At 61.1% G+C, this 23392-nt stretch carries 22 protein-coding genes; 6 read left to right on the forward strand and 16 right to left on the reverse strand.

Annotated elements, in window-relative coordinates; translation table 11 throughout:
* Positions 1-6: 6 nt before the first annotated feature.
* The 3 genes from J3D60_RS23410 (at position 7) to J3D60_RS23420 (ending at position 1788) form a co-directional block, all read left to right on the forward strand.
* Complete coding sequence (locus J3D60_RS23410; protein ID WP_065940772.1) at positions 7-282, forward strand: polyhydroxyalkanoic acid system family protein; 276 nt, start codon at positions 7-9, stop codon at positions 280-282.
* A gap of 105 nt (positions 283-387) precedes the next feature.
* Complete coding sequence (locus J3D60_RS23415; protein ID WP_065940773.1) at positions 388-810, forward strand: phasin family protein; 423 nt, start codon at positions 388-390, stop codon at positions 808-810.
* Between the two features lie 12 nt (positions 811-822).
* Complete coding sequence (locus J3D60_RS23420) at positions 823-1788, forward strand: phasin family protein (protein WP_253492980.1); 966 nt, start codon at positions 823-825, stop codon at positions 1786-1788.
* Between the two features lie 68 nt (positions 1789-1856).
* On the opposite strand, the gene J3D60_RS23425 is transcribed toward J3D60_RS23420, so the two are convergent.
* The 6 genes from J3D60_RS23425 to J3D60_RS23450 form a co-directional block, all read right to left on the reverse strand.
* On the reverse strand, positions 1857-2387 hold the full coding sequence (locus J3D60_RS23425) for a fimbrial protein (RefSeq protein ID WP_065940775.1): 531 nt from the start codon (positions 2385-2387) through the stop codon (positions 1857-1859).
* Positions 2388-2405: 18 nt separating this feature from the next.
* The gene (locus J3D60_RS23430) at positions 2406-3425 is read right to left on the reverse strand and encodes a fimbrial protein (RefSeq protein WP_367399673.1); all 1020 of its coding nucleotides are present in this window, start codon (positions 3423-3425) and stop codon (positions 2406-2408) included.
* Positions 3412-5988 (reverse strand): fimbria/pilus outer membrane usher protein, encoded by a 2577-nt coding sequence (locus J3D60_RS23435; RefSeq protein ID WP_253492981.1) that lies wholly within the window; start codon positions 5986-5988, stop codon positions 3412-3414. Before J3D60_RS23435 ends, J3D60_RS23430 begins: the two co-directional genes overlap by 14 nt.
* A 123-nt stretch (positions 5989-6111) precedes the next feature.
* Positions 6112-6879 carry a molecular chaperone gene (locus J3D60_RS23440; RefSeq protein WP_253492982.1) on the reverse strand — a complete coding sequence of 256 codons (768 nt, stop codon included), beginning with the start codon at positions 6877-6879 and terminating at the stop codon, positions 6112-6114.
* A 1-nt stretch (position 6880) separates the two neighbouring features.
* A complete protein-coding gene (locus J3D60_RS23445) occupies positions 6881-7666 on the reverse strand; it encodes a molecular chaperone (protein WP_253492983.1) in 786 nt (261 codons plus the stop codon).
* Positions 7667-7688: 22 nt separating this feature from the next.
* On the reverse strand, positions 7689-8267 hold the full coding sequence (locus tag J3D60_RS23450; protein WP_065940779.1) for a fimbrial protein: 579 nt from the start codon (positions 8265-8267) through the stop codon (positions 7689-7691).
* A gap of 354 nt (positions 8268-8621) precedes the next feature.
* On the opposite strand from J3D60_RS23450, the gene J3D60_RS23455 reads away from it, so the two are divergent.
* Entirely contained in the window at positions 8622-9284 is a 663-nt protein-coding gene (locus J3D60_RS23455) for a response regulator transcription factor (protein WP_065940982.1), read from the forward strand.
* On the opposite strand, the gene J3D60_RS23460 is transcribed toward J3D60_RS23455, so the two are convergent.
* From J3D60_RS23460 to J3D60_RS23505, 10 genes are all read right to left on the reverse strand, one after another.
* Positions 9285-9905 (reverse strand): TetR/AcrR family transcriptional regulator, encoded by a 621-nt coding sequence (locus J3D60_RS23460; protein ID WP_065940780.1) that lies wholly within the window; start codon positions 9903-9905, stop codon positions 9285-9287.
* Between the two features lie 27 nt (positions 9906-9932).
* Positions 9933-11615 (reverse strand): class II poly(R)-hydroxyalkanoic acid synthase, encoded by a 1683-nt coding sequence (phaC, locus tag J3D60_RS23465; RefSeq protein WP_027605019.1) that lies wholly within the window; start codon positions 11613-11615, stop codon positions 9933-9935.
* 88 nt (positions 11616-11703) lie between these two features.
* A complete protein-coding gene (phaZ, locus tag J3D60_RS23470; protein WP_027605018.1) occupies positions 11704-12549 on the reverse strand; it encodes a poly(3-hydroxyalkanoate) depolymerase in 846 nt (281 codons plus the stop codon).
* 135 nt (positions 12550-12684) lie between these two features.
* Positions 12685-14364 carry a class II poly(R)-hydroxyalkanoic acid synthase gene (gene phaC / locus J3D60_RS23475; RefSeq protein ID WP_253492984.1) on the reverse strand — a complete coding sequence of 560 codons (1680 nt, stop codon included), beginning with the start codon at positions 14362-14364 and terminating at the stop codon, positions 12685-12687.
* A gap of 249 nt (positions 14365-14613) precedes the next feature.
* Positions 14614-14991, reverse strand: coding sequence for a gamma-butyrobetaine hydroxylase-like domain-containing protein (locus J3D60_RS23480; RefSeq protein ID WP_027605016.1), 378 nt, complete (start codon positions 14989-14991; stop codon positions 14614-14616).
* Positions 14992-15140: 149 nt separating this feature from the next.
* The gene (gene hslU / locus J3D60_RS23485; protein WP_053140540.1) at positions 15141-16478 is read right to left on the reverse strand and encodes an ATP-dependent protease ATPase subunit HslU; all 1338 of its coding nucleotides are present in this window, start codon (positions 16476-16478) and stop codon (positions 15141-15143) included.
* A gap of 37 nt (positions 16479-16515) precedes the next feature.
* Complete coding sequence (gene hslV, locus J3D60_RS23490; protein WP_010563201.1) at positions 16516-17046, reverse strand: ATP-dependent protease subunit HslV; 531 nt, start codon at positions 17044-17046, stop codon at positions 16516-16518.
* A gap of 256 nt (positions 17047-17302) precedes the next feature.
* Positions 17303-18004: an SPOR domain-containing protein gene (locus tag J3D60_RS23495; protein WP_027605014.1), complete on the reverse strand. Its 702-nt coding sequence runs from the start codon at positions 18002-18004 to the stop codon at positions 17303-17305.
* 1 nt (position 18005) lies between these two features.
* A complete protein-coding gene (gene argS, locus J3D60_RS23500; protein WP_253492985.1) occupies positions 18006-19742 on the reverse strand; it encodes an arginine--tRNA ligase in 1737 nt (578 codons plus the stop codon).
* A 110-nt stretch (positions 19743-19852) separates the two neighbouring features.
* Entirely contained in the window at positions 19853-22072 is a 2220-nt protein-coding gene (locus J3D60_RS23505; RefSeq protein WP_253492986.1) for a primosomal protein N', read from the reverse strand.
* A 230-nt stretch (positions 22073-22302) separates the two neighbouring features.
* Between J3D60_RS23505 and rpmE the strand changes: the two genes are divergently transcribed.
* On the forward strand, positions 22303-22536 hold the full coding sequence (gene rpmE, locus J3D60_RS23510; protein ID WP_005784030.1) for a 50S ribosomal protein L31: 234 nt from the start codon (positions 22303-22305) through the stop codon (positions 22534-22536).
* 14 nt (positions 22537-22550) lie between these two features.
* Positions 22551-23357: a thermonuclease family protein gene (locus J3D60_RS23515; protein ID WP_065940786.1), complete on the forward strand. Its 807-nt coding sequence runs from the start codon at positions 22551-22553 to the stop codon at positions 23355-23357.
* The last annotated feature ends 35 nt before the right edge of the window (positions 23358-23392 follow it).

Here is a 23392-nt window from a genome sequence, read left to right on the forward strand (position 1 = left end):
ATCGTAATGGCCCGTATAACCGTTGAGCGTGCACATTCCCTGGGTAAAGAAGGGGCACGCGCAAAGGCCGAGAAGTTGGCGCATAAACTCCAGGAGCAATATGGCCTGGAGCCCTCGTGGTCCGGCGACACCTTGAACCTCAAGCGTTCGGGGGTTAAAGGCACCGTGTTGGTGGCGGATGATTTGCTGCGCATTGATGTGGAACTGGGCCTGTTGATGTCCGCCATGAGTGGCACCATCAAGTCCGAAATCGAGAAAGCCCTGGATAAAGCCTTGGCCTGATGCGCGAGTACTTAGGGTGCCGATTCTAATTTTCCAGCCTACTTTGTGCCCAGGTCCTCAACTCCTGCGGGCCGTTCCTCCCCCCTTTCCTGCGTGAGGTGCACCATGGCCAAAGTTATCCTGAAGAAAAAAATCGATGCTCAGACCGGCGCGTTGAGTGACGTTAAAACCTATGCCCGCAAGATCTGGTTGGCGGGTCTTGGTGCCTACGCGAAGGTCGGCAGCGAGGGCGGCGACTACTTCAAAGAGCTGGTTAAAGCTGGTCAACATGTTGAAAGTAAAGGCAAAAAAGTTGCAGTGGAACAACTTGATGCGGCCAACAGTCAGATTGATCAAGTAAAGAGTAATGTCTCCGCGGTCAAAGGTCTGGTAGAAGTTCAGCTGGATAAAGTTGAAAAAGCTTTTGATACTCGCGTTGCCAGTGCCTTGAATCGAATTGGCATTGCGTCTAAACATGACGTGGAGACACTCTCTGCTAAGCTCGAAGAGCTGACGGCATTGCTCGAACGTGTCGCGCGTAAACACTAAGGAGACATCGGGATGGCTGTTAAAAAGACTACTCAGAAAGAAGGCAGCTCGTGGGTCGGGAAAGTTGAAGAGTATTCCCGCAAGATCTGGCTGGCTGGTTTAGGCGTTTACTCGAAGATCGACAGTGACGGCAGTAAACTCTTCGAGACGTTGGTTAAAGACGGCGAGAAAGCCGAGAAGTTGACCAAGAGCGCAGTGGGTAAACAAGTAGGTGCTGCCAAAGCGACTGCCGGTTCGCGCATCAGTGATGCGAAAAAACAGGTATTGGGTACTTGGGGCGAACTCGAAGGGGCTCTGGACAAGCGCCTCAACAGTGCTATTTCGCGCCTGGGCGTGCCGAGTAAAGCTGAGCTGAAGACCCTGCACAGCAAGGTCGATACCCTGACAAAGCAAATTGAAAAACTGACCGGTGCCAAAGTGGCTCCAGTGAAAGCGGCTGCCGCTAAACCGGCTGCCAAGCCTGCTGCAAAAACGGCCGCTGCCAAACCGGCGGCTAAAACGGCTGCCAAACCTCTGGTGAAAGCTGCCGCCAAGCCAGCTGCAAAACCTGCGACCAAGGCTGCTGCAAAAGCAGTCGCTAAACCGGCTGCCAAAACCGCAGCGGCCAAACCGGCTGCCAAGGCCACCGCTAAACCCGTGGCTGCGAAAGCCGCTGCCAAACCTGCGGCCAAGCCAGCAGCCAAAGCCGCTGCCAAACCGGCCGCTAAGCCAGCCGCCAAACCCGCGGCCAAGTCTGCCGCTGCTAAACCTGCAGCCAAGCCTGCTGCCGCGAAACCGGTGGCCAAGCCAGCCGCCAAACCTGCTGCGGCGAAGAAGCCAGCTGCAGCGAAAAAACCGGCAGCGCCTAAGCCTGCTGTTGCCGCCAAGCCGGCAACCACGGCACCGTCTGCTTCGACAGCCAACTCGGTGTCGGCACCCACGCCTGCTGCCGCCCCGACTGCAACGCCGGTCACCCCGACGCCAACCAGTCAGTCCTGATTTTTCCGGGACACAAAAAATGCCCCACCTGAGAAGGTGGGGCATTTTTTTTGCGCGTTGTCAGTGCCTCAGTTGTAGGTGATCGAAACAGTCACCGCGCTGGCCAGGGTTCCTTGGGTGATCGCTACGCCGGTTTTGTGATAGGCCGCCGTGAGTGGTATCACGGCTTTCTTGCCTTTTGTTGCAATCGTACGGCTGCGCTGCTCGACCTTGCCGTTCGCTGGGATGGCGTACGCCTTGGCCGCGCGGTGTGATAACGCCAGGGCCGTCCCTGTCGACGTTCCGGTATTGGAGAACAACAAGGGGTTCGCCTCTGCGGGTGTGCCCCCGAACTGGAAAACCACCTTGCGTATATCCGAGTCGCATTCGGCAGAAATCTCAAAATCAAGCGAGCCTGCCGTGGAGGTCGAATCGAAGTCCGAAATCTTGATGGCCGGCAGGGCGAGGCTGCGGTTCAGGTCACCTGCGGCAAGGTCGCAGGTACCGGCGTTGATTTGGCCGGTAAAGTTTAAAGTGCCGGTGGTATCGGCGTGCACGGCAGGCAGGAAGGCCAGGCTCGCAGTCATTGTCAGCAGCAGGGCGCGCGTTCGGATCTTCATCAAAGAGTGCTCAGGGTTTCAGTTGTAGGTAATGGTGACGGTGGCGGTACTGGCGAGCGTGCCCTGGCTGACCGTGCCGTTCAGGTGGTACGCCGCGCCAAGCGGCAAGACTGCACGGTTGCCGGAAACCGGTACCGTGCGGCTATTCTCGGTGCCATTGGCGAGAATGTTCTGGACGCCCCCATCGAGGCGGGAGTAAAGCCATAGGGCCACTCCGCCAGCGGTGCCGGTATTGGCGAACAGCCGGTCATTGCCTGGTGCGGGGGTGCCAGAAAAACTGAAGGTGACGTTGGAGGCGTTGGTGCACTGCGCCGACAGCTCAAATTCGCGGGCGCCGACGGTGGTGGAGTGTTCGAATGCGCCGACTTGCACCGGGTCTAGGGAGATCGTGCGGTTGGCGTCGCCGGCTGCCAGATCGCAGGTGGCGGCGGGCCTGACAAAGCGTACTGCGTTGCCGAGCCTCAGGGTAAAACTCTCCGGGCGGTTATCCAGTCTCTGCACCCAAATGTCTCCGGCAGGCACTGTCCCGTCTGTTACAGGCCCGGCCTTATAGAACCTCAACTCCGCAGCCATGAAGCTCGTGAGCGCACCGCTGATGGTGTTTTTTTGACTATGCATGCCAAAGAAAGGGTAAAGCGCGCCGGAATGTCGGATGCGCATGTGTACACCCACACCGGGAACCTCGGTCTCGTAGTACTTTGCGTGAGACCTTGGGCCATAGCGCCCGGTAATCGTTAATAAAGTGTTGCTGCAGTACATAGTGAAATAGGGGGCCGTGCCAGTGAACTCCTTAATGACAATTTCAGACTCCACCGGGAGGCTGTCCGGTACGACGATTGTGGAAGGAAGGGTGAGTGTGAATGTGTCGTTCTGATACCTGTCACACGCCGCTTGAGCCGCGATTGGCGAGCCAAGGATCAGCACTGTTGATATGAGTTGTATGGCGCGTTTCATCTTCAGTCCCGCAAAAGAAATAGGGCGTTTGCAGGCAAGCAGTGCAATGGCATTACTCGCCTGCGCCGGATCAACTGCTTGCATTGCTCTCGCTCGAGGGTGTCATGCGCTGTGCTGTATCGGGCCGGCAGGTGCCCGCGTTCAGATTGAGTAAGCGCTGGGTGCCGGCAGTGTTCGACTGTGTAGCCAAGTCGTAATGCAACTGACATGCGGCACCGGCATGGGGACCCCACTTGATCGTCAATGGCCCCTGTGTACGGGGCACGCGCACAAAAGCCTGACCGCCCTGCCCGACCACCCCGACGCTCGCGCCGTCCTCATCGAACACATCCGCACCGAACGGCAACGAGCTGCCATCCTCGCGCAGTGCCGTGATCAACAAGGCCTGGCCGCTGGTCGTCTCGAACTGCAGTTTCACCACTGCTCCGGCGCGCGGCGCCACATTCCGGGCCGCGGTCTTGAGCTCCACATCGGTGGACAGATCCTTCGGGTCCAGTTCCACGATGTTCTGGCGGTAAGGGGTGAGGTGCGGCACCACGGCAAAGCCGCCTTTGCCGATTTGCGCGCTGTGATTGCCATTGATTCGCGCGCCTTGGGCGTCAGGCGCCTGGACGATGCCGATGGTATCGCCGAGTTCTGGGGCGAGGGTCACACCGTCTGCGTGGGCGACAATGCCTCCGGTCATGCCAAGCGATGTGGAGCGGTATGTGCTGCTCTGGCCATGGCTGGCGGAGAGTACGCCATGGCGGGTGTGGTATTTCATGTCGGCACTGGTGGCGTTGCTGTTGCCCTGGGTCCGGTTGGCACTGACGCTGTAGCTGAACTGATTGTGCTCACCCAGGCTGCCGCCCAGGCTGGCGCGCTCGCCGCTGCCTTGATCGCCGCCATAGGCCGTGGTGGTCAATGTCGGCGAATGGGCGTGGCTGCCCAGTGGCAGGCTCAAGGTGAGCTCCAGTTGCTTGTCCCCGTGCTCACTGCGCAGATCACGGCTGCGCTGTGCGCTCAGCAGATAGTGGAGACCCCGCCACGTGCCGCTGTACCCGGCGGTAAAGGTCAGGTTGCCATGGGTGCGGTTCCAATAATGTTGTGAAGAACCGGTCAGGTACACCGAACCGTTGCCCAGGCTCTGGTTGAGGCTGATGTCCATTCTGTTGCGCAGCCGCGACAGGTTATCGGGGTTCAGTCCGTCGATGGCCAGGTCGCGAATGCGTGCGGCATCAGCCACATTCAGGAAACCTTCGGTGGAGTAGCGGTACGCCCCGAGGGCAAAGTGGGTGCCGGTGTCCGTGAAGTTCTTGCTGTAGCGCAGTTGTACGCTTTGCCCCTGTCGTGAACCATGCCCCGGCAGATGCGCGCTCGAATGCGTCAGGTCGCACGACAACGCACCTACTGAGGTGTTGACCGCCGTACCCAGCAACTGCGACTGGTAGTCGTCGCCGAGCGTCGCGCCGGTGTACCCCGTGAGGAGATTGCTCAGGCCATGCTGATAAGTGGCCTGCACCAGCGCGGGCGGATGGTGCAGGCCCACTTCATCCAACTGGCCGACGCTCAATGCATAGCGGCTGTGGCCGGGACGCAAGAGGTTGGCGTTGGCGGCGAACGGTACGATGAACTCACGCTGGCGGCCGTCGGCCTCGGTGATGGTGACGCTCAGGTCGCCCCCGTACCCGGTGGGAAACAGGTCGTTGAGGACAAACGGGCCGGGTGCTACAGACACTTCGTCCAATAACACGCCGCGTTGGCGCACGCTGACCCGCGCGTTGGTCTCGGCAACGCCACGCACTACCGGTGCAAATCCGCTCAATGAGTCGGGCAGCATCCGATCGTCGCTGGACAGGCTGGCACCCCGCAGGCGCACGCTATCGAACAGTTCGCCCGGCGTGTAGATTTCGCCCGCCATCAGTTGGGACTGCAACGTGTCCACTTCGTGCTGCACATAGGTGGCGCTGCTTTGATAGCTCGAGGCAACCTCTGAATGGCTGTAGCTGCCGCTATGTCGCCAGTGCCAGTCGCCCAGATTGAGCCCAGTGTTCAGGCCCAGGTAGCTGGAGCCGAGTGCGCGCGTATCGGTCTGGGTGGCGAACGTATTAACGTTGTACCGCACAAAGGCGGCATCGATCCCGCTGTCCCAGTGCTGCGGGTCGACATAGCCCCGCGCCTTGCGCGCCAGGAAAACCTGCGGCACTTGCAAATCCAGACGGTTTTCACCTGAATCAAATTGGCTGCTGGCTCCCGGCAGGTAGGTGCCGATATCCGCACAGCGCGCAAACGGCGTACGGGACGCCTGATTGGCTTCAGTGGTTTGCAGGTCAATGCCAAACCTGAGCAGCACATCACGCTCCAGGCACAACTGCGCGACCTGCTGACCTTCCACCGCAATGAACGTCAGGGTTTCACGCCCAACCCATTGGCCATTGAGGTGGATGTCGGTGCGATAGTTGCCCGGGAGCACGACGTTGCCTTGGCTGAACCGTGCAATATCGATCTGCAGCCCGCCCCGGCCACCGGTAAAGAAAGCCGGGTTGAACTCGGCCTGCTCTGCACTATTGGCGGCCATGGCATGGGCTCCGCTTACCAACAGCATGCCACGCAGCGTCTGCTTTAAACGGGGCCGGCTTACGAGGCTGGCAGGCGTGTAAAAACTCATTTTTCGCGTTTCCATAAACGGGCTCCCCGAATGTCGGCAAAGGGCATCCCTACCCACTGAATGGGGTATCAATCGACGGTGCTTTCAATAAGGCGAAGTGGGATTGCTACAGAAGAACGGCCGTCATGGAGAGACCTCGCTGCTGTGGTGGGTCTTGACCCCGAAATCGTCGAGCGTCTGGAATTCGACGATTGCAGCGCTGCCCATCGGGGTTTGCAGGCGAGGCCACTCAAAGCGGGCGTGCCCACCGGGCGTCACCATATTCTCCGTACCCGACGCCGCCGGTTCGCGGACATGGTGCTGCCCTGCCACTTGCACTTCGATGCGCTCGAACGTCACGTGGTAAGGCGTCGGATTGAAGACTTCCAGCGCCTGGCCATGTTCGCCTGGGACAGACCGCCACTGCAGCTTCCCGGGTGCTTCCTCGACCTGGTAAGGCAGGTTCGATGGGCGCAAAAACACCTTGATGCGCGAGCGGAAGGCGAACTGCACCTGATCGCCCTGCTGGCCGCCCTGGGGGCGTGAGGGCACCTCCAGCACGTTGAACCAGAACAGGCTTTCCTGTGCCCTGGGCAAGGCTTCGCCGGTGTAGGCCATACGTACCACCTGTTGCTTGCCTGGCTCCATGCGGAAGATCGGTGGCGTGAGGACGAAGGGCGCTGTCGCCAGATCCGGTGTTGATTGCTCATCGCCGCTGTCCAGCCACGCCTGGATCAGCACCGGTGCCTGGTTCTTGCTGTGCAGTCTGATCGTCACCTCCTTGTCGTCCTGCGGGTAGACAATTCGGGTGCTGTTGATGACCACGCTCGCCTGCACGGGGAGGGTGGTCAACAGCGCAAGCACCAACGCCATGCACCGGGCCGGCAGGTGTGAGCGGATAGCTGTCTTCATGTCATCGGTCATCCTGCGGTTGAAGGGCAAGGCGGGCCGAGTGACGGACTCGAGCACCAAAGTCGCTGACGGTGGTGAATTCGACCGTGGCTGCATCGACGGGGTGATGGCGCAGCAGGGGCAGCACAAACAGTTTCACGTCACCGTCCGGCATCAGCAGACTGTCGTTGGCGTCTTTGTTGGCGGCTTTACTGAAACGTTTCCCGTCGTTCAGCAACTCGATCGAGGCGATGGAAATATGGTACGGCGTGGGGTTGGTGGCTTGCAGGGCGAAACCCTGTTCATGGGCCACCAGCTTCCACTGCAGTTTTTCCGGGGCGCTGTCGACGGGGTAGGGCAATGCCGGCGGGCGCACAAACACCCGCAAACGGGTGCGGAACGACAATTCGATCTGGTTGTTGTGTGCAGCGTCAGCGGCAAGCGGTGGTACTTCCAGCACGTTCAACCAAAACAGGCTTTCACGGTCGGCCGGCAAGGCGCCTGCGCCATAGCGCAGGCGCAAAGCCTGTTGCTGGTGCGGCTCAATGCGGAAGAGCGGTGGCGAGAGAATGAACGGTGTGTGGGCCGTTGCCGGTGTCGAATGCCGGTCGCCCGTGTCCAGCCAGGTTTGCACCAGCGCCGGAAGCGGCCCCTTGTTCTCCAGGCGCACCACGACTTCCTGCTGCTGCATGGGGTAGATCACGCGTGTGCCATGGATGATCACGCCTGCGCGGGCAGGAAGCGGCAACAGCCAGAGCCACGCGCAAGCCGCGGTGGCAACCAGCGTCAGGCAGGCGATTCTTTTCATCGTGTCAGGCCCCTGGGTTGCCTTACTCGGCGTACTCGATCAAGAAGCCCACACGGGTGTTGACCTTGCCTTCGGTGGCAGGGCCGCTGGCATACATTTGCGCCGCGAGCGGGATCACGGCCTGGTTGTCGACGATCACCGCGCCGGCCGATTTCTCGGTGTAGACGTTGATCGGCGTGCCATCGCGTTGAGTCACTTCTACCTGTACGTTCTTGGCGGCGCTGGTGTCGGACGGGTCATCGTAGCCGTCGATGTTCAAGCGCCCGGTCGCCACATCAATGGCCGGGCTGGTTGGATCGAACGCGACCATGGCGGTACGCCCGTTGCTGCAGCTGCCTTCACCCGGCGCGCCGATACGGATGGTGAAGCCCGTCGGGTTGGCACGACTGCCCGCGCTTGCCAGGCGTGCCGCCGAGACGCCTCCCAGGTTGACGTCCTTGACGACTGCGCCAGTGCCGGGGGCTGCACCTTCGACCGTGCACGTCAGGTCTGTCACAAGACCACTGAACTTGATGATGCCATCTGCTGCGTGCGCCGGTTGTGAAGCGGCGACGGTCAAGGCCAGCACGGCCGTAATCGTGGAGAGGGGGTTAACGTTCATGATATTTCCAGTCGTCATTCATAGTTCTAGCCCGTCGCCGATGAAGATCGCTGATCTTTCGAATGGCGGGGTGCCCTAATTTGTCGCGTTTGCCGAGTGCTATCCATAGAGAACCAGCGAGACTTATCTCGTGATCGTTCGATAAGTTAATTTAACTTTTGTAGGTGTTTTCTGTAGTACTGGGAAATATCTGTAAGTTATGCCTGAAGGGTTTTTTCTTATTGAATTGTCGTATTGATCCTCGCCTGTAACTGGGTATACCGTGTATTTAACCAGAGCGATTATGGGTGTGGTGCTGTATTCACTTGTATGGGTGTAATTATGGCTACTTCAATGTCCACTACGCATACCGTCATGCTGCTGGATGATCACGAGATGGTTCGGCAGGGCATCGAGTTGGGGTTGAGCAAGGAGGCCGACCTTGCGGTGATTGGTTCCTTCGGAACCGGCAAGGAACTGCTGGAGGCTCTTACGCGGCGGCCGGCCGATGTCGTGGTGATGGACTTTAGCCTCGCGCCATCGGACAGCGATGGCCTCAGCCTGATCGAGGCGCTGCACCGGCGTTTCAGCACCTGCAGGCTCTTGATTGTGTGTTCGCACTACACGCCCGCCACTGTTTCTTTGTCGTTGAAGGCGGGTTGCAGGGGGATCATGGGGAAAACCCAAAACCTGACGGAGTTGATCACGGCAATCCGAACGGTCGCCCAGGGACGGATTTACCTGCAGCTTTGCATGGTGCCTGCGCTGCAGGGTGTGCAATCCGTATTGAAGGAAGGAAAGATTAAATCGGACAGAGACTTGTCGAAGCCTTTGCAGTTTAACGAATGCCTGACGCCAAAAGAGCAGGAAGTATTGCGGTGTTTTCTGGACGGCATGTCCGTGAATTCCATTGCGGCCAAGTTTTCTCGAAGTGCAAGTACGATCAGCACGCAAAAACAATCCGCCTATCGAAAGTTGGGGATCAGGAACGACAGTGAACTGTTCAAGTTTACTCACCAGTTCGGAAAACTCGGGTAGTCAGCCCTGATCGTCCAGATAACGTAGCGCCAATCGTTCCGTCGCCTGTCGCGCCGGCAACAGCAGGTGTGGCGCCACCAGCATCATGACTTGATACACCACCACCCGCACCTCGCCCTCACGGTCGAGAATGCGTTGGTAGTCCAGGGAGAACAGCAGGGTCATGGTGATCTGCTCCACCAACTGGCCCAGCGCCTGGGTGTCACTGACCAGTTGCCCGTCCGCCTTCAGACGCGCCAGCAAGGACGCGAGGGTGCGCTTGAGTGCGGTCAGCAGGTTGCGAATGCCCTTGGCCAGTTTCGGCAGGCGCCCCGCCAGGTTCGACAGGTCCTGGAACAAAAACCGGTATTGGGCCATGCGTTCGATGATCAGGTGCAGGAACAGCCAGTAATCCTGGGCCTGCAGTTGCGCGTCCGCCGGCGGGTCGAGCAGCGGCGCCAATTCGCCCTGGAAGCGCTCGAACAACCCCAGCACCAGCGGTTCCTTGCCATGGAAGTGGTAGTAGAGGTTGCCGGGGCTGATCCCCATTTCATTGGCCACCTCCATGGTCGACACGTTCGGCTCGCCCTTCTGGTTGAACAACTGCAGGGCACATTCAAGGATACGGTCGCGGGTCTTCATCCAGTCTTCTTAATCTGATCGTTGAGCTCAGCGCACTCGCACGTAGGTGCCGGGCGCCGCTTCCATCGGTGGATAGTTCTGGTTGCCCAGGGCGGTGAGGGTTTCGCGCTGTACGCCCGAGCGCTGCTGGATCCACGCCAGCCACTGCGGCCACCAACTGCCCTCGACGTGGTTGGCGTCGTAGTACCAGGCACGCGGGTCGCTGCTCAGCTTGGGATTTTCGACGTAGTTGGCCTTGGGGTTGCCCGGCGGGTTGAGGATGCTCTGGATATGCCCGCTGTTGGACAGCACGAAGCGCCGCTCGCCACCGAGCAATTGCGTGGAGCGATACACCGCGTCCCACGGCGTGATGTGGTCGTTGATCCCGGCCACGCTGAAGCTGTCCACCGTGACCTTCTGCAGGTCGATGGGCGTGCCGCACACTTCCAGGCCGCCGGGATGGCTCAGCGGGTTGTGCTTGAAGAAATCGAGCAGGTCGCCATGCAGTGCGGCGGGCAGGCGCGTGTTGTCGTTGTTCCAGTACAAAATGTCGAAGGCCGGCGGTTCCTTGCCCAGCAGGTAGTTATTGATCCAGTAGTTCCAGATCAGGTCGTTGGGACGCATCCAGGCGAACACCTTGGCCATGTCGCGGCCGTCCAGCACGCCTTGCTGGTAGGAACGACGCTTGGCGGCTTCCAGGGTTTGCTCATCGGCGAACAGCATGGCGGGGCTGTCGATCTGGCTGTCCAGCAGGCTCACCAGGTAGCTGGCGCTGGAGATACGACGCAGCTGGCGCTTGGCTTGCAAGTGGCCTTGCAGGGCGGCGATGGTCAGGCCACCGGCGCAGGCACCCATCAGGTTGACCTCGCGGGCGCCGGTGATGGCCCGGCAGACGTTGAGTGCTTCCTCCAGCGCCGCCACATAGGTGGACAGGCCCCATTCGCGGTGGCGTACATCCGGGTTGCGCCAGCTGACCATAAAGGTCTGCAGGCCGTTCTTGAGGGCGTACTGCACGAAGCTGTTGGCCGGGCTCAGGTCGAAGATGTAGTACTTGTTGATTTGCGGCGGCACGATCAGCAATGGCCTGGCGTACTGTTTTTCGCTCATGGGCTTGTACTGGATCAACTCCAGCAGCTCATTGCGAAACACCACCGAGCCTGGGGTGGTGGCCACGGTCTTGCCGACTTCGAAGGCCTGTTTGCTCACCTGGCGCGGCAGGCCGTTATTGTGCAGCAGGTCGTCGAACAGGTTGCTCACGCCGCGCACTACACTGTTGCCGCCGGAGTTGAGCAACTCCTTCACGGCCAGCGGGTTGAGCAGGGTGTTGGAGGGCGACACGGCGTCATTGATCAAGGCGAAGGCAAAGTGCGCGCGGGCGCGGTCGTCGTCACTCAGTGAGCTGTCATCGATCCACTGGCGGGTCTGCTTCTGCCAGCTCAAATAGGCTTGCAGGCTGCGTCGGTAGAACGGGTTGAGCGTCCAGGTCGGGTCGCTGAAGCGGCTGTCCCGTGGGTTGGGCTCGTGCACGGTCTCACCCAGCAGCACACGACCCAGCTGACCGCCCAGGGCCAGGGCGTGACGGGCGGTATGCACCGGGTTGCGCCAGCCGTGGGCGGCAACGCTGCGCAAGGTCGACAGCAAGTCCCGACCGCGTAGGCCGGTGATCGCGTTTTGTGCGTTGATGAACGCGGCAGGGGTGGGCGCCGGGTTCGTCACGGGTCTTTCTCGCATGAGCCAACACTCCTTCGTCAAGCCATCAACAGGCACGCCAATTCAGAACCATAGTCGGTTCTCGGCAAGTTGCGCGGCGGTGTGGTCCTTACACCGCTGGTCGCGGATGAATCACGGCCCGCATGCGCTCCTCCTCGAGAAACTTCATGATGATCGGCGCCACGGCTTCAGCCCGGGTGATCAGGAACAGGTGGCCGTCATCGATGATGTGCAACTGTGCGTTGGGAATGCGCCAGGCCAGCATGCGCATGTTGACCAGCGGGATCAGCGGGTCGTCGTCCCCGGCCAGCACCAGGGTCGGCTGACGGATCTTGTGCAGCCAGTGGATGCTGGTCCAGCCCAGCCCCGCGAACAGCTGCCAGTAGTAGCCCAGCTTGCCGGCCGAGCGCACTTTGCTCGCGTGCTCGGCCGCCAGTTTCGAATCGCGGCGGAACGAACCGCCATAAATCATCGGTGCGATGCGCACCACGTGGGACGGTTGGATGTAGCGCCGGGGGCTGGCCATCAGCCACAACACCTTCGGCTTGCCTGGCACCATAAAGGCACCGGCCGCGGTCGCCGCCAGGATCAGCTTCTTGCAGCGCTCCGGGTAGTCGTAGGCAAACTGCTGCGCCAAGGCGCCACCCCAGGACACGCCCACCGCATTCACCTGGCCATAGTCCAGGTAGTCCAGCATGCGTGCGGTGAGCTTGGCCAGGCCGGGAAAACGATAAGGCCGGTTGGGCGTCGAGGAGCCACCCACGCCCGGCACATCGAAGGCGATCACTTCCAGGTCCGGGTCCAGTGCCTGGACGAACGGAAACACCAGCTCAAGGTTGGCGCCGATGCCGTTGAAGATCAGCAACGGTGTCAAGTGGGGCTTGCCCGGGCGTACCGCCGTGCGGATGGTCTGGCCATCCAGGTCGATGGTACGGAAGATGAACGGTTGCGGCATGGGGGAACCCTTCGATAGGTACTTCAATCCCTTGTAGGAGCGAGCTTGCTCGCGAAGGTCGTCAACGATAACGCGGGATAGCTGATGTCCCGTGTTGATCTTGAGCCTTTCGCGAGCAAGCTCGCTCCTACAGGACTAGCGTTCATGCACATAGGTACCCGGCGCCGCTTCGGCTGCGGCGTACGTCTTGTTGCCTAATACCGTCGGTGCCTTCTTCAGCTTGCCCGCCCGTTCCGCTTGCCACGCCTGCCAATGCAGCCACCACGAGTCAGTATGCTTGGTCGCGTTCTCCTGCCACTCCAGTGGCTTGCCCGCGAGGCTGTCGCTGGTCTGATAGCGCGCCTTGGGGTTGCCGGGCGGGTTGAGGATGCTCTGGATATGCCCGCTGCTGGACAGCACGAATTCCACCTTGCCACCGAACAACTGTGCCGACTTGTAGCACGACTGCCAGGGCGTGATGTGGTCGTTGGTGCCGGCCAGTGAATAGATATCGGCCGTGACCTGCTTGAGGTCGATGGGCGTGCCGCACACTTCCAGGGCATTGGCGCGCACGAGTGGGTTGTTTTTGAACAGTTCGATCAGGTCGCCGTGGAAGGCCGCCGGCAAGCGTGTGGTGTCGTTGTTCCAGAACAGGATGTCGAACACCGGCGGCTCATTGCCCAGCAGGTAATTGTTGACCCAGTAGTTCCAGATCAGGTCGTTGGGGCGCATCCAGGCGAACACCTTGGCCATGTCGCGGCCTTCCAGTACACCGGCCTGGTAGGAATGGCGCTTGGCCGCTTCCAGGGTCTGCTCATCCACGAACAGCGCCACCTGGGTGTCCAGGGTGGTGTCCAGCACGCTCACCAGCAGGGTCAGGGCGTTGACCTTCTTCTCACCCAGCGCCGCGTAGTGGCCCAGCAGGGCGGTGCAGGTGATGCCGCCGGAGCAGGCGCCGAGCATATTCACGTCTTTGCTGCCGGTGATCGCCGTGACCACATCGACCGCTTCCTTGAGCGCCTCGATATAGGTCGACAGGCCCCATTCGCGCTGGGCCTTGGTCGGGTTGCGCCAACTGACGATAAAGGTCTGCTGCCCATTGCGCAGGCAGAAGCGCGCCAGGCTCTTCTCCGGGCTCAGGTCGAATACATAGAATTTGTTGATCTGCGGCGGTACCACCAACAGCGGGCGTTCGTGCACCTGTTCGGTGATCGGCTTGTACTGGATCAGCTCCAGCACGTCGTTGCGAAATACCACCGCCCCTTCGGTGATGCCCAGGGTCTTGCCCACTTCGAACGCGCCCATGTTGACCTGGCTCGGCATGCCGCCGTTGTGCACCATGTCCTTGGCCAGGTGCGACAGGCCGTCGAGCAGGCTCTTGCCGCCGGTTTCAAAGAAGCGTTTGACTGCCGCCGGGTTGGCCGCGCTGTTGGTAGGGGCCATGGCTTCGGTCATCAGGTTGATCACGAAGTGGCCGCGGCTGATGTCCTGGTCCGACAGGTTACTGTCGCCGATCCAGTCGTGCAGTTCCTTGCGCCACGCCAGGTAGGTTTGCAGGTAGCGTTTGTAGAGCGGGTTCTGGCTCCAGGCTGGGTCGTGAAAGCGACGGTCATCGCTTTCGGGCTGCAGCTGCGATTTACCGAACATCACGTTCTTCAATTCAACGCCAAAGTGGGCGACGTGCTTGACGCTGTGCAACGGTTGCTTGATGGCTTGGGTCAGCACCATCTTGGCCGAGGCCAGTAAATCCTTTTTACGTAACGCGATGATCGGGTTGAGCCCCAGGGTGTTTTCCGAGGCCTGGCGTTTCAAGTCATCGTTGTTCTTGTTACTCATCTACGACGCTCCATTGTCCGAAAGACGAGTACCGGGTACCGCTGCGCACCAGGTTTCGATACACAACACAAGCCAGGTACTGCGACTCGGGTGACCGTTGATACCGCATCGTCAAATGCAGGGAACTTGCCAGTTCCATTGGTTACCCGAGTTTAATTTTTTTCGCAAGCGGGCCAATCGTTGGCCACGCGACAGGGCATTCAAGCAGATGAAATTAGAAAATGCCCTCTAAAGAGCAAGAAGCCTGGACTAGAGCATCAGCCGCACGACCGACTCGCTCGGATCGCGGGTTTTGCCGGCTGCCTTGAGCTCGGCGAGATAATCGGCCCACAACGCGTCCTGACGCACGGCCAATTGGTAGAGGTAGTCCCAGGTGAACAGTCCGCTGTCATGTCCGTCGTCGAAGGTCAATTTCAGTGCGTACTGGCCGGCCGGTTCGATCTTGGTCAACCGCACGTTGAGCTTGCCGAATTGCAGGATAGGTTTGCCGTGGCCCTGGACCTCGGCGGAAGGCGAATGCACCCGCAGCAGTTCGGCGGGCAACTGGTAGACCTCGTCGGGCCCATAGGTGAGGCCTAGGGTGTTGGAGGTTTTGTGCAGGTTTACAGCGGTAGGAAACTTGGCCATATGAGGTGCTCTTGAATAAACCGGCTTAAAAATGTGGGAGGGGGCTTGCCCCCGATTGCAGTGGGGCAGCTATAGATAAGCTGACTGATCCACCGCTATCGGGGGCAAGCCCCCTCCCACATTTGAAGCAAAGCAGTTCTGTGTGAGGCTTACAGAATATACCGCGACAAGTCTTCGTTCTGCGCCAATTCGCCCAGGTGGCTGTTGACGTAGTCGGCGTCGATCTTGATCGCTACGCCATTCTGCGCGCCGGCCATGTCGCCGGCGCTGAAGGACACTTCCTCAAGCAGGCGCTCAAGCAGGGTGTGCAGGCGACGCGCGCCGATGTTCTCGGTCTTCTCGTTGACCTGCCAGGCAATCTCCGCCAGGCGCTTGATACCGTCCGGCAGGAACTCGATGCCCAGCCCTTCGGTTTTCAGCAGCTCACGGTACTGCTCGGTGAGCGACGCATGGGGTTCGCTGAGGATGCGCTCGAAGTCGCCGGGGGTCAGCGCCTTGAGCTCTACGCGAATCGGCAGGCGGCCTTGCAGCTCGGGCACCAGGTCGCTTGGCTTGCTCAGGTGGAACGCACCCGAAGCGATAAACAGGATGTGGTCGGTCTTGACCATGCCCAGCTTGGTATTGACGGTGCAGCCTTCGATCAGCGGCAGCAGGTCGCGCTGCACACCTTCGCGCGATACATCGACGCCGCCGGAGTTGCCGCGCTTGGCCACCTTGTCGATCTCGTCGATAAACACGATGCCATGCTGCTCAACCGCCTCCAGGGCCTTGGCCTTGAGTTCTTCCTCGTTTACCAGGCGCCCGGCTTCTTCGTCGCGCACCAGCTTCAGCGCTTCCTTCACCTTGAGCTTGCGGCTTTTCTTCTTGCCCTTGCCCATGTTGGCGAACAGGTTCTGCAACTGGCTGGTCATTTCTTCCATGCCAGGCGGTGCCGAGATGTCGACGCCAGAGACTTCAGCGACTTCGATCTCGATTTCCTTGTCGTCCAGCTGGCCTTCACGCAGGCGCTTGCGGAACAGCTGGCGGGTGTTGGAATCCGAGGCCGGTGCAGCGTCTTCGTTGAAGCCCATGCGCGCCGGTGGCAGCAGGGCGTCGAGGATGCGTTCTTCGGCAGCATCTTCGGCACGGTGGCTGACCTTGGTCATTTCCTGTTCGCGCAGCAGCTTAAGGGCAGCGTCGGCCAGGTCACGGATGATCGACTCGACATCGCGGCCCACATAGCCGACTTCGGTGAACTTGGTGGCTTCGACCTTGATGAACGGTGCGTTGGCCAGTTTGGCCAGGCGTCGCGCGATCTCGGTTTTACCGACGCCGGTCGGGCCGATCATCAGGATGTTCTTTGGTGTTACTTCAACGCGTAATTCTTCGGGCAGTTGCATCCGGCGCCAGCGGTTACGCAGCGCGATGGCAACCGCGCGCTTGGCATCGTCCTGGCCGATGATATGGCGATTGAGTTCATGGACGATTTCGCGGGGAGTCATGGACATAGTGTTTGGCGGCCTCAAGCGGGAATAAGCCTACGGCTTACTCGGCGAGGTCCTGCTCCTCAATGGTGAAGTTGTGGTTGGTGAACACGCAGATATCGCCGGCGATGCCCAGGGCGGTCTCGACGATTTCGCGGGCCGACAGGTCGGTTTTCTTCAACAGTGCGCTGGCTGCGGCTTGTGCATAACCGCCGCCGGAGCCCATGGCGATCAGGCCATGTTCAGGTTCAACCACATCGCCGTTACCGGTGATGATCAGGGAGGCATCTTTGTTGGCGACGGCCAGCATGGCTTCCAGGCGGCTGAGGGAACGGTCGGTGCGCCATTCTTTGGCGAGTTCGACAGCGGCACGTACGAGGTGGCCCTGGTGTTTTTCCAGCTGGCCTTCGAAACGCTCGAAGAGGGTGAAGGCGTCGGCGGTGGCGCCGGCAAAACCGGCGAGGACCTGGCCGTGATACAGGCGACGCACTTTTTTCGCATTGCCTTTCATCACGGTATTGCCCAGGGAAACCTGGCCGTCGCCGCCCATGACGACTTTGCCGTGGCGACGTACTGAAACGATGGTGGTCAAGGGAGAGTCTCCACGCAGCGGGGCGAAAATGCCCTGATGGAAACTCATATGGGGGTGGCGGGGGGGATTTCAACCATGGGGGTTTATGGCGGACGAGTGGTGTTTATCGGTCTGACACCCATTTCAGAGCGCTGCAATACCAAATGGGGGAGGGGGCTTGCCCCGTTAGCGGTGTATCAGTCGCCGAAAATATTGACTGATCTACCGCTATCGGGGGCAAGCCCCCTCCCACATTTTTATCGAAGTTGAGCCAGAATCATCGGCTCTGGCGCTGTTGTAACAACAGGTTGCTAAACCCGGCACCGGCCAATTGCTTCTGCGCCACGGTCAGCTGTTCGCGGTTGCTGAACGGCCCCACCAGCACGCGATACCAGGTCGCGTCCTTCACCGTGCCGGACTCCACCGTCACCGTCTGGCCCAACAGAATGATCTGCGCACGCACGCGATCCGCATCGGCCTGCTTCGGGAACGAGCCTGCCTGCAGGAAGAACTTGGTCACCGGCGCGGCCTTGGTTTCGGCAACCGGTGGTGCTGGCGGCGGAGTAATCCCTGCCAACGCCGCCTGAGCCCGCGCCGTGTCGATTTTCGCCGCTTCCGCAGGGGTGACGGGCGTGGTCGGCACTTGCGGCGTCGGCAGGGTTTTCTCCGGCACGGCGTCAGGCGGCACGATCACTTCCGATTCCGGCAGCAGCGTATAGAAGTCGTACTTCGGCTTTACCGGTGCTGTCGGGCTCGGTGCAGTCTTGTTGGCTTCAGCCATTTTCGTGGCCTTCTGCTGTTCCTGCTTGACCCGTTTGACGTCATCGCCCTGGCCTGGATCCAGCTTCATCAGGAACACGATAAACGCGCCGACCGTGAGGCCGATGGCCATCCACAACCAGCCTGGGATCGGCTTCTTCGCTGGGGCCTGGTAGCGGCTGGCGCCGCGCTTGGGTGCAGGTTTTTTCTTGGCAGCCAACTTACATACGCTCCAGAGTTTCCAGGCCCAACAGTTCCAGGCCTTGCTTGAGGGTCCGTCCAGCCAGTGCGGCGAGGCGCAGGCGACTTTGCTTCTGGGCTTCGTCGTCGGCGGTGAGGATCGGGCAGTTCTCGTAGAAGCTGGAGAACAACCCGGCGACTTCGTACAGGTAGGTGCACAGGATATGCGGCGTGCCTTTCTCGCCGACGCTGTTCAGCACTTCGCCGAACTGCGCGAGCTTGGCGGCCAGCTCCTGTTCATGGGGCGCGTCCAGCACTATGTGGCCTTCGACTTGGCTGAAGTCCTTGCCCAACTTGCGGAACACACCGGCCACGCGGGTGTAGGCGTACAGCAGGTACGGCGCGGTGTTGCCCTCGAAGTTGAGCATCAGTTCGAAGTTGAAGCTGTAGTCGCTGGTGCGGTGCTTGGACAGGTCGGCGTATTTCACCGCGCCAATTCCCACCACGCGGGCAATATTGCGCAGGTCGGCCTCGGCCAGCTCCGGGTTCTTTTCCTTCACCAGGTTGTAGGCGCGGTCCCGGGCTTCGTTGAGCAGGTCGATCAGCTTGACGGTGCCGCCGTCGCGGGTCTTGAACGGGCGGCCATCGGCGCCGTTCATGGTGCCGAAGCCCATGTGTTCCATGTGCATCGGATGGGTGACGAAACCGGCGCGACGTGCCACTTCGAACACCTGCTGGAAGTGCAGGGCTTGGCGCTGGTCGACGAAATACAGCGCACGGTCGGCCTTGAGCACGCCGCTGCGGTAGCGCACGGCCGCGAGGTCGGTGGTGGCGTAGAGGTAGCCGCCATCGGCCTTGACGATGATCACCGGCAGCGGCTCGCCGTCGGCGGTCTTGAATTCTTCGAGGAACACGCACTGCGCGCCGTTGCTCTCGACCAGCAGGCCCTTGGCCTTGAGGTCGTTGACCACGTTGATCAGGTCGTCGTTGTAGGCGCTTTCGCCCATTACATCGGCCATGGTCAGCTTGACGTTGAGCAGCTCGTAGATTTCCTGGCAGTGGGACAGCGAGATCTCGCGGAAGCGGCCCCACAGTTCCAGGCATTCCTTGTCCCCGGCTTGCAGCTTGACCACTAGCCCGCGGGCGCGGTCGGCGAATTCTTCGGATTCGTCGAAACGCTTCTTGGCGGCGCGGTAGAAGTTCTCCAGGTCCGACAGCTCGTTGCTGGTGATCGGGTTTTCCTGCAGATAGGCCATCAGCATGCCGAACTGAGTGCCCCAGTCGCCTACGTGGTTCTGGCGGATCACGGTGTCGCCGAGAAACTCCAGGACCCGGGCCACGCCGTCGCCGATGATGGTCGAGCGCAGGTGACCGACATGCATCTCCTTGGCCAGGTTGGGCGCCGACAGGTCGATGGCCACGCGCTGAGCCGGGCCGGCCTTGCGCACGCCGATCCTGGCGTCGGCCAGTGCCGCATCCAGGCGTGAAGCCAGGGCCTGGGTGTTCTGGAAGAAGTTGATAAAGCCCGGGCCGGCGATTTCGGCCTTGGTAACGCTCTCGTCGGCAGGCAGCGCGGCGATGATTTTTTCCGCCAGGTCGCGCGGCTTCATGCCGGCCGGCTTGGACAGCATCATCGCGATGTTGCTGGCGAAGTCGCCGTGGGTCTTGTCGCGAGTGTTTTCCACCTGGATCGCCGGCGTCAGGCCTTCAGGCAACACACCTTCGTTGACGAGTTGGGTGAGGGCTTGTTGGATCAGCTGGCGAATGGTGTCTTTCATGGTGTTCTCTTTCGACCGCAAGCGGCGGCGCGCGATGCGCAGGTGGAAAAACTGGGCATTATCCGTGGCGAGGGCAGGCTTGCCAACCTTCGCGGGACCTATGGCCAGGCTTAATACAAATCTACCGGGTCTACATCCAACGACCATCGCACCTGGCGGCCACTGGGCATTTGCTCCAGCGCAAGTAACCAGCTACTTAATAGCCGATGCAGCGGTGCGCGGGACGTGGCCTGCAAGAGTAGCTGGGCACGATAACGCCCGGCACGACGCTCCATGGGCGCGGGTACCGGGCCGAGCAGTTCGATGCCGCTCAGCCCCAGCTCGCCGAGCAAGCGTTCGGCGGCGCTGCAGGCTTCATCCAGAAAACCCTCCGCCTGCCCCGGTTTATGGGCTTCGGCGCGCAACAGCGCGAGGTGCGCAAAGGGCGGCAGGCCGGCGGAGCGGCGTTCGCTCAGCGCCTGTTCGGCGAAGGCAAAGTAGCCTTGTTCGGTCAGTTGAATCAGCAACGGATGGTCGGCCAGGTGGGTCTGGATAATCACCTTGCCCGGCTCCTCGGCGCGCCCGGCACGCCCGGCGACCTGCACGATCAGCTGCGCCATGCGCTCGCTGGCGCGGAAGTCGCCGGAAAACAGGCCGCCGTCGGCATCCAGGATCGACACCAGGGTCACCCGGGGGAAGTGATGCCCTTTGGCGAGCATCTGTGTGCCCACGAGGATGCACGGCTGGCCCTTCTGGATGGTGGCGAACAGCTGGTTCATCGCGTCCTTGCGCGAGGTGCTGTCGCGGTCGACCCGCAAAACCGGGTAGTCCGGGAACAGAATGCCCAGGCGCTCCTCGGCGCGCTCGGTGCCTGCACCCACCGGACGCAGGTCGACCTTGCCGCACTGTGGGCAATGGCGCGGTACACGCTCCACATGGCCGCAATGGTGGCAACGCAGTTCGCCATGGCGCTGGTGCACGGTCATGCGCGCATCGCAACGCTCGCACTCGGACATCCAGCCGCAGTCATGGCACAGCAGCGTCGGCGCAAAGCCCCGGCGGTTGAGAAACACCAAGACCTGCTGGCCGGCTGCCAGGGTCTGGCCGATGGCTTGTTGCATCGGCCCGGAAATGCCGCTGTCCAGCGGCCGGCTTTTTACGTCCAGGCGCAGGAAGCGGGGTTGCTTGGCGCCGCCGGCGCGCTCGTTCAGGCGCAGCAGCCCGTAACGACCGGTGTAGGCATTGTGCAGGCTTTCCAGGGAGGGTGTGGCCGAGCCCAGCACAATCGGGATGTCTTCCTGGCGCGCGCGCACCAGCGCCAGGTCGCGGGCGTGGTAGCGCAGGCCTTCCTGCTGTTTATAGGAGCCGTCGTGCTCCTCGTCGATGATGATCAGCCCGGGATTTTTCATCGGCGTGAACAGCGCCGAGCGGGTGCCGATAATAATGTCGGCTTCGCCATCCCGCGCCGCCAGCCACGACTCCAGGCGTTCACGGTCATTGACCGCCGAGTGCACCAGGGCGATGCGCGCGTTGAAACGCTGTTCGAAGCGCGCCAGGGTTTGCGGGCCCAGGTTGATCTCGGGGATCAGCACCAGTGCCTGTTTGCCGGCCTGCAGGGTTTCGCGGATCAACTGCAAATAGACTTCGGTCTTGCCACTGCCGGTGACGCCCGCCAGCAGGAACGCATGGAAGCTGTCGAAACCTGCGCGAATCGCTTCATAGGCGGCGCGTTGTTCAGGGTTCAGCGGCAGTTCGGGCTGGGCCAGCCAGTGTTCGTGGCGCGGGTCGGGGGCATGCCTGCGGATTTCCACCTGCACCAGACCCTTGGCCAACAACAGCTCGAGGCTGTCCTTGCTCAGCATCAGCTTGCTCAATAGCTGATGGGCGACGCCATGGGGGTGCTGGGCCAGGGTTGCCAGGGCTTCACGCTGGCGCGGGGCGCGGGCGATGCGCGGGTCGTCGAGGCGTGCGCCGGGCACCGTAGACCAGAAACGTTCCTGGCGTGTTTCGGCCAGTTCGCCCTGGCGCAACAGCACCGGCAGTGCCCAGCTCAGCGTGTCACCGAGGCTGTGCTGGTAATACTGGGCGGTCCACAGGCACAGCTTGAACAACGCGGGCGGCAACGGCGGGGTGGCATCGAGCAGGGCGATGGCCGGCTTGAGCTTCTCGGCCGGCACTTCACTGTGGCCGGCGACTTCCACCAGGATGCCGATCATCTCCCGACGGCCAAACGGCACGCGCACGCGCATGCCCGGCTGCAACTGCGCGCGCAGCACACCGGCCGGGGCCCGGTAGTCGAACAGGCGGCGCAGGGGCGAGGGCAGGGCTAGGCGCAAAATGGCGTCGGGCACGCGAGAGGTCTCATCTATAAAGGCAGGCGGTGGCGCAGGGGCGGGAGCCTAGCAGACCGGGGGAGGCTTGGGGTAGCTGCCAGTTTTCTGATGAAAGGTGCTTTTATGTTGACACGCGATGGGTGTCGCCGCTTGCGCGTTTAAAAAGGTCTGGTAGAATCCGCGGCCTAATTACGTGCGGTATTCGACAATAGTGTCGAGTGGCGGCACGCTAGCCCGAGGAAGTCACCATGAAAGCCGATATCCATCCAGCGTACGAAACCATCGAAGTAACCTGCAGCTGCGGCAACAAGTTCGAAACTCGCTCGAACCTGTGCAAGCCACTGGGTACTGACGTATGCAACGAGTGCCACCCGTTCTACACCGGTAAGCAGAAAACTCTGGACACCGGCGGCCGTGTACAGCGCTTCGCAGATCGCTTTGGTGCTTTCGGCAAGAAGCCTGCTGCTACTCCAGCAGAGTAAGGCTCAAAAGCCTTATGGGCTTTTGCCAGCTGTTGAAAAAGGCGTCCCTTGCGGGCGCCTTTTTTGTGCCTGCGATTTGGGTGACGGCCGTGCAGGCCGAGGTATTTTGCCCAGCGCCGGCGGCCCTGGCCCGCGTGGAAGTGCAGCGGGTGGTGGATGGCGACACGGTGCGCCTCAAGGATGGCCGCAGTGTGCGGATGATCGGTATCAATGCCCCGGAAACCGGCAAGAAGGGGCGCGCCGACGAGCCTTTCGCGGTCGCCGCGCGCCAACGCTTGCAGGGGTTGGTGGATGCCAGCGGTGGTCGTGTCGGCCTGGTGCCGGGGCGTGAGCGCAAGGATCATTATGGCCGCACCCTGGCCCACCTCTATGGCGCCGACGGCGAGAACCTGGAGGCGCAGCTGTTGGCCGAGGGCCTGGGGTTCCAGGTTGGCGTGGCGCCGAATGTCGATCTCGTCGCCTGTCAGCAGGCGGCTGAAAACAGCGCCCGTAAAGCGCGCCTGGGCCTGTGGCGCCAATCGCCGGTACAGTCTGTGGCGCAGCTCAAGCGCTCCGGGTTTGCCGTGGTCAGTGGCCGGGTCAGCCAGGTAAAGCGCAATCGTGGCGGTATCTGGATTGAAATGCAGGGATCACTGGTATTACGCGTCTCGCCTGCTCTGGTCAGTCAATTCGATGCTGCCGGGCTCAATGGTCTGCAAGGCCGCACTGTTGAGGCGCGGGGCTGGGTACAGGATCGCTCGCGACGCGGCGGCCTGAAAAAAGGTCAGGCGCGCTGGCTTCTGCCGTTGACCGATCCGGGCATGCTTAAATCGACGCCTTGAGAAAAAATTGTAGACATTTTTTAAGTCAATTGTGA

The sequence above is a fragment of the Pseudomonas sp. S3E17 genome (assembly GCF_024168685.1).
GTDB lineage: Bacteria > Pseudomonadota > Gammaproteobacteria > Pseudomonadales > Pseudomonadaceae > Aquipseudomonas > Aquipseudomonas marginalis.

Bases quoted from the DNA above. Each gene is read 5' to 3' on its own strand.
- J3D60_RS23410 (WP_065940772.1), top strand. From the start codon at position 7: ATGGCCCGTATAACCGTTGAGCGTGCACATTCCCTGGGTAAAGAAGGG.
- J3D60_RS23415 (WP_065940773.1), top strand. From the start codon at position 388: ATGGCCAAAGTTATCCTGAAGAAAAAAATCGATGCTCAGACCGGCGCG.
- J3D60_RS23420 (WP_253492980.1), top strand. From the start codon at position 823: ATGGCTGTTAAAAAGACTACTCAGAAAGAAGGCAGCTCGTGGGTCGGG.
- J3D60_RS23425 (WP_065940775.1), bottom strand. From the start codon at position 2,387: ATGAAGATCCGAACGCGCGCCCTGCTGCTGACAATGACTGCGAGCCTG.
- J3D60_RS23430 (WP_367399673.1), bottom strand. From the start codon at position 3,425: ATGCAAGCAGTTGATCCGGCGCAGGCGAGTAATGCCATTGCACTGCTT.
- J3D60_RS23435 (WP_253492981.1), bottom strand. From the start codon at position 5,988: ATGAGTTTTTACACGCCTGCCAGCCTCGTAAGCCGGCCCCGTTTAAAG.
- J3D60_RS23440 (WP_253492982.1), bottom strand. From the start codon at position 6,879: ATGAAGACAGCTATCCGCTCACACCTGCCGGCCCGGTGCATGGCGTTG.
- J3D60_RS23445 (WP_253492983.1), bottom strand. From the start codon at position 7,666: ATGAAAAGAATCGCCTGCCTGACGCTGGTTGCCACCGCGGCTTGCGCG.
- J3D60_RS23450 (WP_065940779.1), bottom strand. From the start codon at position 8,267: ATGAACGTTAACCCCCTCTCCACGATTACGGCCGTGCTGGCCTTGACC.
- J3D60_RS23455 (WP_065940982.1), top strand. From the start codon at position 8,622: ATGCTGCTGGATGATCACGAGATGGTTCGGCAGGGCATCGAGTTGGGG.
- J3D60_RS23460 (WP_065940780.1), bottom strand. From the start codon at position 9,905: ATGAAGACCCGCGACCGTATCCTTGAATGTGCCCTGCAGTTGTTCAAC.
- phaC (WP_027605019.1), bottom strand. From the start codon at position 11,615: ATGCGAGAAAGACCCGTGACGAACCCGGCGCCCACCCCTGCCGCGTTC.
- phaZ (WP_027605018.1), bottom strand. From the start codon at position 12,549: ATGCCGCAACCGTTCATCTTCCGTACCATCGACCTGGATGGCCAGACC.
- phaC (WP_253492984.1), bottom strand. From the start codon at position 14,364: ATGAGTAACAAGAACAACGATGACTTGAAACGCCAGGCCTCGGAAAAC.
- J3D60_RS23480 (WP_027605016.1), bottom strand. From the start codon at position 14,991: ATGGCCAAGTTTCCTACCGCTGTAAACCTGCACAAAACCTCCAACACC.
- hslU (WP_053140540.1), bottom strand. From the start codon at position 16,478: ATGTCCATGACTCCCCGCGAAATCGTCCATGAACTCAATCGCCATATC.
- argS (WP_253492985.1), bottom strand. From the start codon at position 19,742: ATGAAAGACACCATTCGCCAGCTGATCCAACAAGCCCTCACCCAACTC.
- rpmE (WP_005784030.1), top strand. From the start codon at position 22,303: ATGAAAGCCGATATCCATCCAGCGTACGAAACCATCGAAGTAACCTGC.
- J3D60_RS23515 (WP_065940786.1), top strand. From the start codon at position 22,551: ATGGGCTTTTGCCAGCTGTTGAAAAAGGCGTCCCTTGCGGGCGCCTTT.